13 protein-coding genes and 1 pseudogene are annotated in these 17,668 nt (G+C 40.0%); 5 read left to right on the top strand and 9 right to left on the bottom strand.

Translation table 11 applies throughout. From position 1 onward, the window contains the following. Nucleotides 1-116 precede the first annotated feature (116 nt). Complete coding sequence (locus PR833_RS04360; protein ID WP_004922647.1) at nt 117-488, top strand: helix-turn-helix domain-containing protein; 372 nt, start codon at nt 117-119, stop codon at nt 486-488. A 670-nt stretch (nt 489-1,158) separates the two neighbouring features. Here the strand turns inward: PR833_RS04360 and yjiA are convergent. From yjiA to PR833_RS04340, 4 genes are all read right to left on the bottom strand, one after another. Beyond that, the gene (gene yjiA, locus PR833_RS04355) at nt 1,159-2,133 is read right to left on the bottom strand and encodes a GTPase (RefSeq protein ID WP_272525910.1); all 975 of its coding nucleotides are present in this window, start codon (nt 2,131-2,133) and stop codon (nt 1,159-1,161) included. Between the two features lie 23 nt (nt 2,134-2,156). Further along, entirely contained in the window at nt 2,157-2,360 is a 204-nt protein-coding gene (locus PR833_RS04350; RefSeq protein ID WP_004922653.1) for a YbdD/YjiX family protein, read from the bottom strand. Between the two features lie 70 nt (nt 2,361-2,430). Continuing rightward, on the bottom strand, nt 2,431-4,584 hold the full coding sequence (locus tag PR833_RS04345; RefSeq protein WP_004922657.1) for a carbon starvation CstA family protein: 2,154 nt from the start codon (nt 4,582-4,584) through the stop codon (nt 2,431-2,433). A 382-nt stretch (nt 4,585-4,966) separates the two neighbouring features. Further along, complete coding sequence (locus PR833_RS04340; protein ID WP_014656592.1) at nt 4,967-5,443, bottom strand: WG repeat-containing protein; 477 nt, start codon at nt 5,441-5,443, stop codon at nt 4,967-4,969. A 353-nt stretch (nt 5,444-5,796) separates the two neighbouring features. Between PR833_RS04340 and PR833_RS04335 the strand changes: the two genes are divergently transcribed. After that, nucleotides 5,797-7,404 (top strand): GMC family oxidoreductase, encoded by a 1,608-nt coding sequence (locus PR833_RS04335; protein WP_102780741.1) that lies wholly within the window; start codon nt 5,797-5,799, stop codon nt 7,402-7,404. A gap of 45 nt (nt 7,405-7,449) precedes the next feature. Here the strand turns inward: PR833_RS04335 and purT are convergent, their stop codons facing one another. From purT to PR833_RS04320, 3 genes are all read right to left on the bottom strand, one after another. Then, entirely contained in the window at nt 7,450-8,628 is a 1,179-nt protein-coding gene (gene purT / locus PR833_RS04330) for a formate-dependent phosphoribosylglycinamide formyltransferase (RefSeq protein ID WP_272525909.1), read from the bottom strand. Between the two features lie 118 nt (nt 8,629-8,746). Continuing rightward, nucleotides 8,747-9,664 (bottom strand): EamA family transporter RarD, encoded by a 918-nt coding sequence (gene rarD / locus PR833_RS04325; RefSeq protein ID WP_171830651.1) that lies wholly within the window; start codon nt 9,662-9,664, stop codon nt 8,747-8,749. A gap of 112 nt (nt 9,665-9,776) precedes the next feature. Further along, complete coding sequence (locus tag PR833_RS04320; RefSeq protein WP_272525908.1) at nt 9,777-10,721, bottom strand: aminoimidazole riboside kinase; 945 nt, start codon at nt 10,719-10,721, stop codon at nt 9,777-9,779. A gap of 231 nt (nt 10,722-10,952) precedes the next feature. Here PR833_RS04320 and PR833_RS04315 point away from each other — a divergent pair, with 231 nt between their 5' ends. Beyond that, entirely contained in the window at nt 10,953-12,407 is a 1,455-nt protein-coding gene (locus PR833_RS04315; protein ID WP_196715474.1) for a glycoside hydrolase family 32 protein, read from the top strand. A gap of 39 nt (nt 12,408-12,446) precedes the next feature. Here PR833_RS04315 and PR833_RS04310 read toward each other — a convergent pair whose 3' ends face one another. After that, a complete protein-coding gene (locus tag PR833_RS04310) occupies nt 12,447-13,442 on the bottom strand; it encodes a LacI family DNA-binding transcriptional regulator (RefSeq protein ID WP_036941349.1) in 996 nt (331 codons plus the stop codon). A gap of 488 nt (nt 13,443-13,930) precedes the next feature. Between PR833_RS04310 and PR833_RS04305 the strand changes: the two genes are divergently transcribed. Both PR833_RS04305 and dhaM read left to right on the top strand, forming a co-directional pair. After that, nucleotides 13,931-14,560 carry a response regulator transcription factor gene (locus tag PR833_RS04305; RefSeq protein WP_014656595.1) on the top strand — a complete coding sequence of 210 codons (630 nt, stop codon included), beginning with the start codon at nt 13,931-13,933 and terminating at the stop codon, nt 14,558-14,560. 701 nt (nt 14,561-15,261) lie between these two features. Next, nucleotides 15,262-16,695 (top strand): dihydroxyacetone kinase phosphoryl donor subunit DhaM, encoded by a 1,434-nt coding sequence (dhaM, locus tag PR833_RS04300; protein WP_272525907.1) that lies wholly within the window; start codon nt 15,262-15,264, stop codon nt 16,693-16,695. A gap of 188 nt (nt 16,696-16,883) precedes the next feature. Here the strand turns inward: dhaM and PR833_RS04295 are convergent. Then, nucleotides 16,884-17,021, bottom strand: a pseudogene (locus PR833_RS04295) (helix-turn-helix domain-containing protein); the annotation flags it as partial. Between the last annotated feature and the right edge of the window lie 647 nt (nt 17,022-17,668).

Here is a 17,668-nt window from a genome sequence, read left to right as displayed (position 1 = left end):
ATTTGTTTTAGAAATAAGAATAAGCTCACATAAAAACATAACTTAAATAAGCAATACGTTTTAGCATATTGCTTGTTGGCTATAATTTATTAACTTTATCTACACAGAGGTTTTTAATGGAAAGTGAAGAATTGAGTATCGATAGTTTTTTTTCATCTATTTCATTAGCTATTGGTCGAACGTTGAAACGACTTAGGCAAAATCAAGGTTTAACTGGTGCCGATTTTGGTCGTTTAGTCAATCTTAGCCAACAGCAAATATCACGCTATGAGTGTGGCATTAATCATATTAATGTCAGCATGCTATTACTATTATTAGAAAAACTCGATATTACCGTTGGGGAATTTAATACTTTACTTATCGAAGAAATTAATTTAACCCCGATCAAAAATCACGTTGATTTAGATAGGATATTAAATGTTTGCAAAAATAATGGTGAGAAAACTGATCATTATGTAACTTCAAAATCTTCATTATTATTTGGCTAAATCGCATTTAATAAACTTTTAATCTCCTTTTTTCTCAGTCCCTTGCAGTCAAGGTGCCGCTGTTAGGATAGACACGTAAGTTAGCCCTGTTTGGCACCCTAGTGTATTTGCTAGTAAAAGTGGGTTAAAAAATCTTGTTATTATTGGTTATATCAGTGGAGTAAGTCGTGTTTATTTCAACAGAACCAAGGCCGAACTAATAAAATGGCCAATAAAAACAACGATACTAAATTTAGTATCATTGATTGTGAACGTTATATCGCGATAGCATCACTAAAAGTATAATAGCAAATTAACTTATCACGCTGGTTTTTCGTTTTTCTATCAACACAAGCCAATGGATCATTTAATTACTGATTCTTTATACTAATTTATAATAGGATAAAAATGAGTAAGGTCGATAATTTATAACCATTATTTTCGATTAGAGCACACTTTTACCCTTCCAAACCTAAAATCCCCCTTAAAATAAAGAATAAATTTCCTTTTGAAATTATTAAAATTTAGTTTTGATACTTTTGTACCGTTCCTATGAGACAAGAAATTTAACCCATTTAATTTTGGTTAAGTTAATATCGGAACCAATGAAAAGCTATGATGTTAAGTTAAGATTCGTATGTTTATTATCGCCCCCTTCCCTTAGCAGTCAGGAAAGGGGTTATCGATATGTTTATAGCTCTTCATTATTCGTCTGGAGTTGTGCGAATTTTTGGCGTATTTCATTTTCTGGTAAATTAATCCCAATAAACACCAAAACACTGTGACGCGGCTCATTCTCTGCCCAATCGCTATCCCAATCAGCACTATATAAGCGTTGAACCCCTTGGAATAGTAGCCTTTTCGGCTCGTTTTTGATTGATAAAATCCCTTTATAACGCAATAAATTATCCGCAAATCCTAGCAGTAGAGACTCCATAACATCAGAGACCGCCATTAACTCAACAGGGTAATCAAATTCAACAACGATAGAATTCACTTCATTGTGCTGTTTAGGGGTAAAGCGGAAAGTGGGTTGATTCACTTTCAGTTGTGAATCGAGTAAAAAACCTTGAATATTAAACAGTAAATCGAGGTCAATCTCACCATGGGTCACGGGATAGATGGGTGCCCGTGCATTGATGCGCTGTAAGCGTTCAATTAAGCCTTCATGCTCAGGCTGAACATCCGTTTTCGTTAATAAGATCCGATCAGCATAGCCAATTTGTGCCTGCGCTATCGCAAAATCATCAAGTTGCTTATTTGCATGAACCGCATCCACCAATGTAATAATGCCATCCAATAAATAACGTTCACAAAGCACTTCATGAGAAAAAAAAGTTTGAGTGATAGGACCGGGATCTGCCATTCCTGTGCACTCAATCACTAAGCGATCAAAGTCGAGTTTCCCACTATCTAACCCATCAAGTAAATCGAGCAAAGCATTTTCCAACTCATTAGAGCGGCTACAACAAATACAACCATTACTCAATGTCGTTATTTGTGTCGCACGATCACCAATTAAGGCATTATCAATTGGCACTTCACCAAATTCATTTTCGATGACTGCGATTTTATGCCCATGATCTGCTTGAAGAATATGGCGTAGTAAGGTGGTTTTGCCCGCACCGAGAAAACCGGTCAAAATCGTGACAGAGATTGGTTTCATTGTATTCCTCATGACGTCATTAATTAACAGCAGCGAAATCCACCTTTACCGCTTCCACCATAGCGCGCATCTTGGCGCTCACGAAAAAACTCTTTATAAGTCATAATCGGTTTGTCTGGATGATTATCTTTCATGTGCTGTACATAGGTATCATAGTCAGGAATGCCTATCAACATACGTGCAGCCTGCCCTAAGTACTTACCTGTTTTGCCTAAATTTCCAAACATATGCTCTCCAATACAGATGCCCTACATCATGTTTACTCACAATGCAGGGCACCATTTTATACACTAAAGATTAGTGTGAAGATGAGGTTTTCACGCCCTCTTTAGGCACCGGTACATAAGGTGTTTCAGCATCGGTACGCTCTGGGTTTTTATACGCCTTCATCGCTGTTCTGATACCATAGAAAATAATACCGTAGACAACAACTAGGAATAGGATACTTAACCCTGCGTTTGTGTAGTTATTGATAATAATGTGATTCATGTCAGTGATTTGCTGAGCCGTTAAGTCAGCACCACCCGCCGCAATTTTCTCTTTATAAGACTTAGCTAAATAGAGGAAACCTTCGAGTTGAGGGTTATCACTAAACAGTTTCAAACCTAATGCCCAAGTTGTACAAATCAATAACCAAACCGCTGGTAACACAGTGACATAGATATATTTACTGCGTTTCATCTTAATTAAGACTACGGTGCTGAGCACCAAGGCAACTGCCGCCAGCATCTGGTTCGAAATACCAAACAGAGGCCATAGGCTCTTCACGCCGCCCAGTGGGTCAACCACGCCTTGGTACAATAAATATCCCCATAAACCAACGCATCCGGCTGTACCAATAATCCCAGCCAACAGTGAATCGGTTTTTTTCAGCACAGGTACAAAGTTACCCAATAAGTCTTGTAACATAAAACGACCTGAGCGCGTTCCTGCATCCAATGCAGTTAAGATAAACAGTGCTTCGAATAGGATACCAAAGTGATACCAGAAGCCCATATCAGCAGCAGGTATGATTTCATGGAATACATACGCGATACCTACCGCTAACGTCGGTGCTCCCCCTGCACGGTTCAATACGGAAGGCTCTCCGATATCTTTTGCCGTTTGCATAATTTGCTCAGGTGAAATCACAAAGCCCCATGAACTGACGGTTGCCGCAGCATGTGCCGTGACATCTTTCAGTTGTGCTAGGATTGCCGCACCGTCAGCACCACCAAGCTCATGCAGATTCGGCATAGTGATACCTAAAGCGGCTGGTGGAGTATTCATCGCAAAATAGAGACCAGGTTCAATAATTGAAGCTGCAACTAGCGCCATGATCGCGACAAACGATTCCATTAACATCGCACCATAGCCGATATAGCGAGCATCTTTTTCGTTAGCCAACAACTTAGGCGTTGTCCCTGACGAAATTAAGGCATGGAAACCCGATACGGCACCACAAGCAATCGTAATAAATAAGAATGGGAACAGCGTGCCTTTCCAAACTGGGCCACTGCCATCAACGAACTGAGTGACCGCTGGCATTTTTAGCTCAGGATTTAAAATCACAATCCCAATCGCTAAACCGACAATCACACCGATTTTTAAGAAGGTAGCGAGATAGTCGCGAGGCGCCAGAATCAGCCAAACAGGTAATAATGCAGAGATAAACGCATAACCAACTAAAACATAAGTAATTGTAGTGTCTTTAAAGGTCAGTGCAGGCCCCCAATATGGGTCATGAGCGATAACACCACCGAACCAAATCGACAAGATCAGTAACACAATACCAATGACCGAAACTTCCCCCACTCGTCCGGGTCGGATATAGCGCATATAGATTCCCATAAACAGCGCAATCGGTACTGTTGAACATACCGTAAACACGCCCCATGGACTTTCTGCTAGTGCCTTAACCACGATCAACGCTAATACTGCAAGGATAATGATCATGATGAGGAAACAGCCGAAAAGCGCAATGGTTCCCGGAATAGGGCCAAGCTCTTCTTTAACGATTTCCCCTAATGATGCACCATTACGGCGAGAAGAGATAAATAGCACCATAAAGTCCTGTACTGCACCAGCCAGTACCACCCCAGCCAATAACCATAAGGTGCCTGGTAAGTAACCGACTTGTGCTGCTAAGACAGGCCCTACAAGTGGCCCTGCACCTGCGATTGCAGCAAAGTGGTGACCGAATAGAACGTTTCTATTTGTAGGAACATAGTTCAAGCCATCATTATTAATGACCGCGGGTGTCGCTCGCGTTTCATCGAGCTTCATCACTTTTTTCGCGATATACAAACTGTAATAACGATAAGCAATGAGATAAACCGCCACAGAAGCCACAACAATCCACAGCGCACTGATGTGTTCTCCGCGTCTAAGTGCAACCACACCTAGACAAATCGCACCGATAATCCCAAGGATCATCCAAGGAATGTGCTTTAAAATACCATTTTTGTTCATAAAACACCCTTCTGAGGTAAAACGAACTTCTCTTATGTTTTATTGACTTATCAATAACAAATCGATTCAAAGAACCGTTCTTTATCATTACTAAGTCTCTTTTTGGCAGTCGTTATCACCGTGCAATAAGAAAAAATTTGAGCTCTGCCATGGTCTCTATGGTAGAAAATATCTATTGGCGAATGTCTAAAGTCAGTGCGAGCGGTTGCATACAAAATTAAGCGGTCAGTTTTTCACTGCGAATGGTTTTATCGAAATGGCAAAGACGAAAAAAGTGTGATTAACTTAACAATAACAGTTGATTATCAATAAGTTAATCATATTAATGGAAATGGTATAAATGAAATGGTTTGTTAAATAAAACTCGAATAGTCGTAAAATCTCACGATGCAGGATGAGCGGTTATCCTATTTCCTTGTAGATCAATCCATACCCAATGGCCACCAACCCACCAGCTATGCTCACCATCCGTTTCCCGTTGGCAACCTATTCCTACATGGGCTTTCCCATTCTCAAAAGGGTAGGCGCAATCATAGTTTGCTTCAATCACGACCTTGCCTGTTTTTGCCTCAGCAAAACCAATTTTGTCACCTTGGCGGATACGATAAAGCCCATTTTTAGGCTCATCAGGCCAATTATCAAAATAATAAGGTCGATAGGCTTCATTGCCCTGTTGGTCGACCACAACTATTCCTTGATTAGGGAGATTTTTTAAACAAAAGCGATATGCAGAGTCGGCTTCAAAGCAATTTAATGTTTTTTCTGGTGCTTCTATCAATTGTGCAAATTGCTCATGTAGTGAATCAGCAAATAACATGCTCGGTAATACGCATAACAGCCCAATCAAACCTTGCTTCATCTTCGACTTCCTCACCCCAGTCAGTTGTATTAATGCAATATAGCGGATGCCACTAATATTCAAACTAAGAATACAGCGAAAATCAGCAAATACTCTAATAAAAAACAATCAGTTAATTAGCTCATTTACTTATTAATAATAAGAAAACCCCAAAAAACCTTAATAAATTAGATTTTTTTATCCTTTAAAAACAACAAAATACTAAAACACCGAGAAAAAAACACACAACTTTCATTTTGATACTCTTCACATAAACAACACATTATTCACACCTTAATAAGATAAAGAGTTATTGTTAATAACATGAAAATAAATTGTTATAGCAACGCTACTTTGATCAGGGGAATAACTGTATGAATAATGAAAACTATGATTACATCATTGTAGGAGCAGGTTCGGCTGGCTGCGTGCTTGCCGCACGGCTTATTAAAGAAACCCAGTCACGCGTTCTTTTGATTGAAGCCGGAGGAAGTGATAATCATCTGTATATTCGTATGCCAGCTGGGGTAGCTAAAATTATTGCCCAAAAAAGCTGGCCCTACGAAACGGAACCTGAACCACATGCAAATAATCGCAAGATGCAGATAGCACAAGGTAAAGTTCTCGGAGGCAGCAGTTCTGTGAATGGCATGATTTATATTCGAGGCCAAAAACAGGATTACGATAATTGGGCGCAAATCTATGGCTGTGATGGCTGGAGCTACCAAGATGTCCTACCTTGGTTTAAGAAAGCCGAACAAAATGAAAGTTTATCTGATAGCTATCATGGTACCGCAGGGCTGCTTCCTGTCAGTGAAAACCGTTATCGGCACCCTCTTTCTATGGCTTTTATCCGAGCCGCACAAGAGCAAGGGCTTCCTTATGTTAATGACCTTAATGGTGAAAGCCAACAAGGAGTCAGTTTTTATCAAACAACAACGAAAAATGGCGAAAGAGCAAGCACTTCAAAAACTTATCTTAAGAGTGTCGCACAAAGCGATAAACTTACAGTAAAGCTTAATAAACAAGTTAACCGTATTATTATCCGTGATGGTGTCGCTGTTGGGGTAAGCTATCAGGATAAAAATGGTGGTGAAGCCGATGTTTTCGCCCAAAAAGAGGTGATCATTTGTGCCGGCGCGATGGGCTCCGCGAAATTACTCATGCTCTCAGGTATCGGTCCTAAAGATCACCTCTCATCATTAGGGATTGAAACGGTCGCTGACCTTCCTGTCGGTAAAAACTTCCATGATCATCTTCATATGTCCATTAATGTCACAACCAAAGATCCTATTAGCCTCTTTGGCGCTGACAAAGGTATCCATGCTATAAAACATGGCTTTCAGTGGTTAGCTTTTCGTAGTGGATTATTAGCATCAAACGTACTTGAAGGTGCTGCATTTATTGATAGCTGTGGTCAAGGTCGCCCCGACGTACAAATTCACTTTTTACCCATACTTGATAGCTGGGATGATGTTCCCGGCGAGCCACTGCCCGCGACACATGGTTTCACATTAAAAGTGGGCTATTTACAACCTAAGTCGCGCGGTGAATTACTCTTGCGTAGCAAAGATCCACAAGCGCCACTAAAAATTCATGCCAACTATTTAGCCGCACCGGAAGATATGGAAGGCTGCAAACGTGCTGTCAAATTTGGGTTAAAAGTACTTGGGTCGGAGGCACTACAAGCGGTTAGTAAAGAGACATTAATGCCGCCAGCACAGGTTCAACATGATGAGGCAGCATTAGAGGAGTTTGTACGTAACTTTTGTAAAACCGTCTACCACCCTGTCGGCAGTTGTCGTATGGGAAAAGACACAGCAACTTCCGTGACCGATTTACGCTTACGTGTGCATGGCATTAAGCAACTTCGTGTCATTGATTGCTCTGTGATGCCAGAAATCCCAAGTGGTAACACCAACGCTCCAACAATCATGATTGCCGAGCGTGGCGCGGCAATGGTGATACAGGATAACCATTAACGCCAATGATCGCCCACTCACCCTAAGTGGGCGATAATAATGCCATTACCCATTCACGGTTATGGTTGCCGCTGCCTTCTTCGCCTTATTTAACGCATGATCGATAGAATCCGCAATCGCCAAGGCAACACCTAAGCGGCGAGTTCCAGCAATTTCAGGTTTACCAAATAAGCGTAATTGAATATCCGAATCTAACGCTTGCCCTAACCCCGAAAAAACAACATCACGACTAGACAATTCAGGAAGGATCACCGCCGATGCACTTGGCCCATATTGACGGATTGCCCCGATAGGTAGCCCCAAGAAAGCACGCACATGAAGGGCAAATTCAGATAAGTTTTGTGAAATTAAGGTCACCATACCTGTATCATGAGGCCGAGGCGAAACTTCATTAAAAATGATCTCATCACCACATACAAATAGTTCCACACCAAATAAGCCATACCCACCTAATGCAGTCACAATTTTGGCAGCGGCCGCTTGTGCATTTTCCAATGCCTTTTCACTCATTTGTTGTGGTTGCCATGATTCTCGATAATCCCCTTTTTCTTGGCGGTGCCCAATAGGCGCACAAAAATGAATACCATCAACGGCATTAATGGTGAGCATCGTGATTTCAAAATCAAAATGGATCATTTTTTCAACGATCACACGCCCCTGACCAGTACGTCCACCTTCTTGCGAATAGTGCCATGCTGCTTTGAGATCCTGTTCGCCGCGCATAACACTTTGGCCTTTACCCGAAGAGCTCATTACTGGTTTGACTATACAAGGGAAGCCAATCTCTTTAGCTGCGGTCACAAAATCCGCTTCAGTCTCAACAAAACGATAATCTGAGGTCGGTAAGCCTAATTCTTCTGCCGCAAGCCGGCGGATCCCTTCACGATTCATGGTTAAATAAACCGCATTAGCAGAAGGCACCACTTTTTGCCCTTGTTGCTCCAATTCCACTAAGGTCTTGATCGCAATCGCTTCAATTTCCGGCACGATAAAATCAGGTTTTTCTTTCTCAACAAGTTGGCGAATTGCCTCTCCATCTAGCATGTTAACGGTATAACTACGGTGAGCAACATGCATGGCGGGCGCATGGTCATAACGATCAACCGCAATAACTTCAATGCCCAAACGCTGGCACTCAATCGCCACTTCTTTCCCGAGCTCTCCTGAACCGAGCAGCATCACTTTTGTTGCAGAAGGACAAAGCGCTGTACCTAATTTATTCATGATGGATAACCTTGTATAAAAAAGCTGATTTCATGGACAATATTATATACGCAATCGTTTGCTTAAACCATAAGAGATCGTATTTCACTTCATTTATCGCAATATTCGCTTAGCATTTCTAACGCTTATCACGGCCTGTTACATAAGGGACACGTTTGTGATATTCGTTGTAGCGCTTATGCAGCAAGGCAATAATACAGCACAGTAATCCTAACCAAATCAATGAGAAACTAACCCCTTTCACCCAATCAAATAGTTCATTAAATAAGAATACAGCTAATAAGAATTGGATCGTTGGTTCAATATATTGGGCAAGTCCTATTACGGTTAATGTTGTGCGTTTTATCGCCGCAGTGAAAAACAGTAATGGAATAATTGTCACCGGAGCCGCAAGCATATACAGCAGCTTGATTTGCCAATCCCCCGCCTCGACAGCACTCGTGCCATTAGCGGATAGCCACCATGTGATCCCAATGGCGACAGGCAATAGCCACATCGCCTCAACAAAAAGCGAAGTGATAACATCAAAACGAATAAATTTGCGGATCAAACCATAGACGGCAAAAGCACTTCCCATCACAAGGGCAAGTAGAGGCAATTCACCATACTGCCAGATTTGGAAACAGACACCGGAAAAAATCAGCAATACCGCCATTTTCTCGGCTAAAACTAGCCGTTCATGTAAAAATACGACCCCAAGTAAAATAGAAAACAGTGGATTAATAAAATAACCTAGGCTGGCAGCAAGTACTTGCCCATGGGTTAATGCATAAGTGAATGCCCCCCATGATATCGCCATAATAGATGAACTAAACAAACATAAAATAATTGAGCGTTTATCTGCCCATACTTGTTGCCAAAGCGTTTTATTTTTAATCAGTAAGCGAATGGCTAATAAAAAGGGGAGCGACCAAATTACACGTTGGGCAAGTAGCTCTAAAGGTTCAGCGCCGGGCAACAAACGGTAAAAAAGCGGTGTGATCCCCCATAAAATATAAGAAAAGATAGCCAATGCTACCCCTGATCTCAGTAACATAATTAACCCAAAATTGATGTTTTCTTAAATAAAATTTCACTATAAATATCATACACTTTTATTTATCAATTTGAATTAATTAACATCACTATTCGCATCCGTAAAGCCCTTCTCAAAGTTCGCGAATATGTAATGGTGGTTGCTGGTGAATAAATGCCGTTAGCTCTTGCTGGGATGGCGCTGCACTGATTGCCCCTTTACGTGTTGTCGCTAATGCACCACAAGCTGTTGCTTGTGTAATGACTTTCATTAAATCGTCATCATTATCACTCACTCCAAATTGGGCGATGGCCGCAAGCAATCCAGCTATAAAAGCATCACCAGCCCCCGTCGTATCAACACTTTCGACACGATATGCGCTAATGCCGATTTGATGAGTATGGGTTAATACCAAGCAGCCCTTCGCTCCCTGAGTGACAACTTTCAAACGGGCAGGATAATTCTTGAGTTTCTCTATTGCCCTATCCAATGTCACCTCCTCAACAAGCCACAATAACTCATCTTCCGAGAGTTTCAGTATGTCCGCCCGATAAGCAAATTCATCGACCTTGGTATGCATTTCAATAGGATCCGACCACATTTGAGGTCGAATATTAATATCAAAACTGAGTAATCCCCCCGCTTGCTGAATTTTATCAATTGCTTCATTTAATGATGCGCGGCAAACTGGATGAACAAGCGCTAACGAACAAAAATGCAGTATATCTTTTTCAAAACGCGGTAAATTTTTGTTACTGAGAAATTGATCTGCCGAAGGTGAAACTAAAAAGGAAAACTCACGTTCACCGTTTTCATGTAAAGACACTAACACCGTACTCGTGCGATACCGCTCATCAAATTCCATCGCGCTAGTATCAACACCGATATCAAATAACGTCTTTTGCATAAAATGACCAAAAGCATCTTCACCTACACGCCCAATAAAACCACTTGGTATCCCTAATTTTGCAACACCAGCAGCGACATTCACAGGAGCCCCACCAGCACAGGCTTCATATTGCATACTGTGCAGAGGAATTAAATCAACGACCGCATCACCTAAAGACCAAACTTTCATATTCACCCCATTCGAAGATTGAATGACTCGACATACAATTATTACATTAACACAAATTAGTACTGGAAAACCTAGATTGTTAACGTTAACATTTAAAGCTTAGAGTATAAATAAAAGACAATATTAACGCACGTGTTATATCGCCTCATCCTATTTATGGATCAATGTGCATTACCTAATCTTTTTAACAATAAGCACTGATAAACAATCGGTACACGTAAAGGAGCTATGATGAAACAACGTATTGAACAAGCATCGATAGCGCTTGAAACAGCGAGACAATCTCTAAACAAGCAATTTTATCCTGAATATCATCTTGCCTCTTATGCGGGTTGGTTAAATGATCCAAATGGGCTTGTTTATCATAATGGTCTATACCATGCTTTTTACCAACATCATCCCTACAGTTCAGATTGGGGACCAATGCATTGGGGGCATGCTACGAGTCAAGATATGCTCCACTGGTCACATCAACCTATCGCCCTCGCACCGGGTAATGACTATGATCGCGACGGTTGTTTTTCAGGCTCTGCGGTCAGTCATCATGGAAAACTATACTTATTTTACACCGGTCATATTTGGTTATCCGATGAAGGGGATGACAGCGAGATCTATCAAGCGCAGTGCCTTGCAGTGAGTGAAGATGGCATACATTTTGAGAAAAAAGGTGTCCTTATCCCTCCACCTGAAGGTTATATGCACTTCCGTGACCCAAAAGTTTGGTATCAAGATTCCCGTTGGTGGATGGTCGTTGGTGCAAGAGACCATTTAAATCAGGGGCAAATTCTCCTCTTTAGCACAGAGGATCTACTTAATTGGCCTAGTGAATACCAAGTTTTGGCTAAAACAGAAGATAAAAATGTTTATATGTGGGAATGCCCTGATTTTTTCCCTTTAGGCGAACAGTTTGTCACATTATTTTCCCCTCAAGGCAAAAAACCATCGGGTCATCAGTATCGAAACCGTTTCCAAAATGGCTATCTTGTGGGTCATTGGTCACCGCAACAGCCTTATGAAATAACTCACCATTTTACCGAAATCGATTTTGGTCATGACTTTTATGCGCCGCAAACTTTCTTATCTAAAGATGGACGGCGTATAGCGATTGCTTGGATGGATATGTGGGAAAGCCATATGCCATCAAAACCTCACGGTTGGTCAGGCTGCTTTACCATCCCAAGAGAGCTAACCTTGAACAACCAAGGTAAAATACAGGTAAACCCAATTAAAGAGCTGACATCGTTACGGCAAGAAGCTATTGAGATCACACCTTGTGTGTTAGAAAAAAATAGTGTGATTAAAATGTATGATGATGCCAAAGCCTGTGAAATTGAATTAATTTGGGATTTACAGAACAGCCCGGCTGAAAAATTCGGTTTTTGGATTGGTAATGGTGCTCAATTCTTCATTGATGGGCAGACACAAACCTTAATGCTCACCCGCCACTATCCAGAATATGTTATTAGTGATTACCGCTGTGCGCCGTTACCACAAACCCAGTATCTCAAAATGCGTGCTTTTATTGATAAATCTAGCATTGAAGTTTTTATCAATGAGGGGGAAATGTGTTTTACCAGCCGAATTTATCCGCAAGAAGGGGAGCGAGCTTTAACTTTATTTGCCATAAACCAGAAAGCCAAATTAATAAAGGCGACATTATGGCCACTGCATAAAGCGGTCGAATAACCACTTTTTAAGGATCGCGAATAAACCGTGATCCTTTCATTAAATTGATGAGCGCTCCAGAAGGTCACAAGAAACATACTGTGTACCTTCAATTTTTCGTTGTTCAATAATATGTAATGCTGCCTCCTGCCCTAGCTGATAGTGAGGCAGCACAACCGTACTCAATGGTGGATAAAACAGCTCCCCAACCGCAATCATATTGTCATACCCCAATACGGCAACATCTTTAGGTATACGCAGCCCTTTGCTCAGCAAAACCTGATACGCTAAAAAAGCGATACGATCATTACCACATACCACAACATCAAAATCAGGTTTACCACTTTCACAATGCCTATTAATAAGGTCGATCACATCCAGATAATGTTCATCACCAAGCGCTAAGTGATATTGTTTTAATGCCTCTTGTGGTAACCCAGCCGACTTCCATGAAGATTCAACCGCTTCTCTACGGGTCTGTCCTGCTAATGTTTCTTTTGGAATATACAAACACAAAGGGCGTCGATAACCTTTTTCAATCAATTTGCACATTGCATGATACTGCCCGTGGTAATCATCAGGGATATAGGCAGGAAAATTCTGCTGTGGGTCAATACAGTTTGCCAATACAAGAGGATAAGTATGTAGCCCTTCTGGTATCGATACTTCTCTTAGCCCCATTGTTGTGTAAATGATACCATCCGGCCGCTGCGACAATAATTGTCGTACAGCACGCTCATTATCATCATTTGATGTGATATTGACCACAAAACTACTCCAACCAAACTGCCTTGCGGTCTGTTCTATTGAAAGAATAATTTCAACTGAGTAAGGTGTTGTAGCCGTATCAAGCGCAAGTACACCAACCGTGGATATTTTCGACCCCTTCCCACGAATTTTTCGAGCGGAAAAATCAGGAACATAGTTAAGTGTTTGAATGGCTTGCTGCACCTGTTTTAGGGTATCAGGTTTCAGAAGCTCAGGGTTATTGATGGCTCTTGAGACTGTCATCAATGAAACATTAGCAAGTCGAGCCACATCTTTTAAAGAAGCCATTACGTGTTTTCACTCAGCCATATAATAACGAATGAAAATTCTAACATGATAAGGATAAAAATCACCTACAGGAGTGATTAAATATATTTGTGATTATTACAAATGAAACTATACTAAATCTAGTATTAGAGCTTTTTATGACTACTATTTTACGATATTATCATTCCATTACATAAAAAAATTTTATAACATATCTAAAATATATAGTGAGATAAACAAAGTATACGTGTTTCTACTTACCATATAGTAAGATATTTATTATTTTTTACTTAATGACACAAACGTTAACCATTAACCCTACTTTTATATTAAATTTACCTAGTCGCGAAATATAATATAAATTAAGGTCGTTAAAGGTCCGTAAATACATTAATAATAAATCTAAAAAATTAGCAAGAAAATATTACCATTAGCTTACGTAGCAATCTGGCTCAACGTATTTTTCAAATTTTATATGAATATCAAATCAGTGTAACAGGAGTATGGTGATGAATAACACCATTCACGTAATCATAGAAAATGATAATGTCATTAAGAATAAACTGAAACTAATGATGGAATCTTTTGGTTTCAATTTTAAGTTCTATAATGATGAAGATTTATTTACAAGTAATTATACGTACCCTCAAGAAGAAGGAGCAAAAGAGTGTGTATTAATATTCCTAAACAGTGAAAATAATCATATTGGCAGATTGAATAATATCAATGGTTCATTAGGTATCATCCCTTTTATTATCCTATCAGAAAAGCCATCTGTAGAGCTTTGCCGTGAAAGTTTCAAATCCGGCGCATTTGATTTCTTTTCATTTCCATTTAAAGATTCGGATATCGCGCATGCTGTCAGCCATGCTATGGAATTGTTTGCTAATGAGCATTCTGAGCTCAAGAAATACAATAAATTAGCAGATAAATTTGATCGTCTTTCCAATCGAGAAAAAGAGATCATGGATATGATCCTAGAAGGTAACACGAGTAAGGAAACTGCTGAAAAATTAGCACTTTCGCCAAGAACGGTTGAAGTTCATCGCTCAAATATTTATACAAAACTCGGCATAAAATCGTTACCGCAATTAATACAAGAGTATGAATATATAAATACTTACTCTAGAAATTTATGACATCATTGATTATCAATGCACATTGTCGATAATATTAATTTAGCTATTTAGCTTTAATTAATTAAAAAATTTAACCATTAATATATTTTTATTTTGAATATTAAGGTTTTTACAGTTTTAATTGCTATAGGCCATTTTCATGGCTAGATTAGTTAATGTTCTGGGCTGCCACATGTAAACTTGCAATGTGTCAGCCTCCTTCGCCGATATCGTTAATGTTACTTAAGTGAATTATTATTTTCACCGTGAAATAATTTCGCATATTAGTTTTAAGTTATTTCACTTATCGCCCTCTTTCATATAAATAACCGCTTAGGTGCACTCAACTTTTCTTTTAAATTTAAGTTACTCCCCGTTAAATCCTATTCTCTAAAAATGCTCTTAATCTAAAAAAAACGGTTCAAAACTGACATCCAAGTATCAATGATTAGTCAATAATAATGCCGTTACTTCATTTTTCTTTAATTTTTGTATCAGTAAGCTGACACCATGAAAATTTCAGGAAAAGGGAGCAAACGTTTTTAAGTCTCGATCCTTGCCACACAGCAAACATCCACGAGCATTGGCTGGTTTATTTGCGCTTCCGCTAATATTTTGCACTTTTATTGCTCAATAACAGCCGAGGCGCTCTCTTTTTGCCGTAAAATTCCCTATTATCAAACGATACGATTGAACGCCACACTTTGGTAAAGGAGAAGGATATGATTGGTCTCATTATTGTTTCTCATAGTAAATTGCTCGCTGATGGGTTGCATCAACTTGCAGCGCAAATGCAAAACAAACAAAAGTGTCACATCATCACCGCGGCAGGTGTTGATGATGAAACTCACCCTATCGGCACAGATGCGGTGAAAGTGATGGAGGCAATCGAAAGTTTATCCGATGCCGAGCATATCATTTTATTAATGGACTTAGGCAGTGCACTACTCAGTGCAGAAACGGCACTTGATCTCATCGATCCAGATTTGGCAGAAAAGGTTCATTTATGTAGCGCCCCTTTAGTGGAAGGCGCCATAGCGATTACGGCCGCCGCATCGGGTGGAGCTTCAATTGATGAAATATTAAATGAAGCTCAACAAGCTTTACAGGCAAAACAGCAACAGCTAAATGACACCGTCACTACCACTGAGAATGAAAAAGACAAACATACTCATTTTTCAGAGCAGGCATTAACAACCCAATGGGTGGTCAAAAATCCTTCGGGCCTACATATCCGCCCAGCGGCAAAATTAGCAACGTTGCTTTCTGGTTTTACAGCCACACTAGAATTACGTCATGGTGAAAAACGCGCGGATGCGAAAAGCATGAACCAAATTGCGTTATTACAAGTGCGTCAAGGTGACAAAATTACTTTGGTTGCAGAAGGAGTAGATAGCCAAAATGCCATCGATGCTTTTAATCAGCTTGCCCAACACAATTTTGGAGATAACATCGCAACAACGGACAGCAAAACCTTTGTAGGGAAAACGGCCTATGTACCAACCGTAGCAGGGTTAGCTCATCGCCACGCTCCAAACACTGAACCTTGCATTTCGTCTTATCAAACAAGTGAAAACGAAACCCGTAGGGCCACCAAAGCAATTGAACAGTTAAAAACGCACTTAGATTCTCTCGCTAATACACTGAGCGAACAATATGGTGAAGAGATTGCCAATATTTTTCGAGGACATCGCTTATTATTAGAAGATGATGAACTTGTAGAATCAATCACACAAAGCATCGAAAATGAACGCAATACTGCCTATGACGCGATTTCCAACATATTCAACAATATGTCAAAACAGTATCAGCAACTAGACGATGAGTATTTACAAGCTCGATTTATTGATATTGAAGACTTAAAAAATCAGTTACTTATGTCAATATCATCTGTCGCACAGCCATCATGTGCTTTCACCGAGCCTACGATTATTTTAAGTGGTAACTTAGGCCCCTCTGAACTACTTCGCTACAGAAATACAAACGTAGTGGGTGTTGCTCTAGCAAATGGTTCCCCTTATTCCCATACCTGTATTATTGCGGCAAAAATGGGGCTACCGATATTAACGGATCTTGGCGACAACATTCACCAAATAGCTGAACAAACAAAATTACAATTATCTATTGAGACTCGCTCATTAATAGTGGCGTCATAAATGGTGAAACGGTGAGCTTCAACTACCACCACTGACAATTTCTGATAGATTCAACATAGGCCGCCGTAAAAATATACGGCGGTTTGTGTAACGACTCGAAAGGCTTTTATATCTCTTGATGATAACCATCAATTACAACCATTTTTTGCTCATTGTTTTTCATGCATAATGAGGCCGCTTTGAGTTAGTTACTTATATTCCTTAATATTAATGTCGTATTGCTTTAGTTTTCGCCAAAGCGTTGTTCTCCCCATATTCAAGACTTGATGCATCTCTTGGACCTTTCCACCACAAAGCCTTGCCGCTTCGATAATTGCCGCTTTTTCGACTTCCTGAATACTCAGCTCTCGGCGCTCTGTAGGTTGATGTTTTTCAAAAACCAACTCTTGCAAACATAAGTGACGCTTTATTTTCTCACTGATTTCACGACCAACAGCGTTTGCTAAGGCAAGTAGAATAGTGCTGTCAACCGTTTGAGAAGCAAACGCAACGATGGCAATTAATGCTCTATTTTCACAATAAATAGGGGCGAGATAATAAAAGGTTCCCTGTAACTTAACAGGATGAGTAAATAAGCTAAATAACGCTTCCTGAGTTGTACAATTTGATAATACGTTGGTAATAGCCAATGGTGCTGTCAGCATCTCACTTAACCACAACGTTTTTCCATTAGGCTCAATGAGTGAAGCATCGATAGTCATATCATTGATAGGAGCCAATCCGTTTTCGATAGCAAGACTGGCAAAATGAATTAACAACTCTGAAGAAATCGCCTTTGCCACTTCTTTTGATTTGGGAGAAATTACTGGAGATGATAAATCAATAGACATAGCCATCCTTATACATCCGTAAGTCATTCTCAAATTATGTCAATTTTTCATGAAATTTTAATATCACAAATCAAATAATACATGAATAGTTTTTTATCCTTTGATCTAGGACAATAACATTGATTATATCGAAATTAGATACT

The organism is Providencia sp. PROV189, assembly GCF_028480065.1.
Classification (GTDB): Bacteria; Pseudomonadota; Gammaproteobacteria; order Enterobacterales; family Enterobacteriaceae; genus Providencia; species Providencia stuartii.
This window is presented reverse-complemented; position numbering and strand designations above follow the sequence as displayed.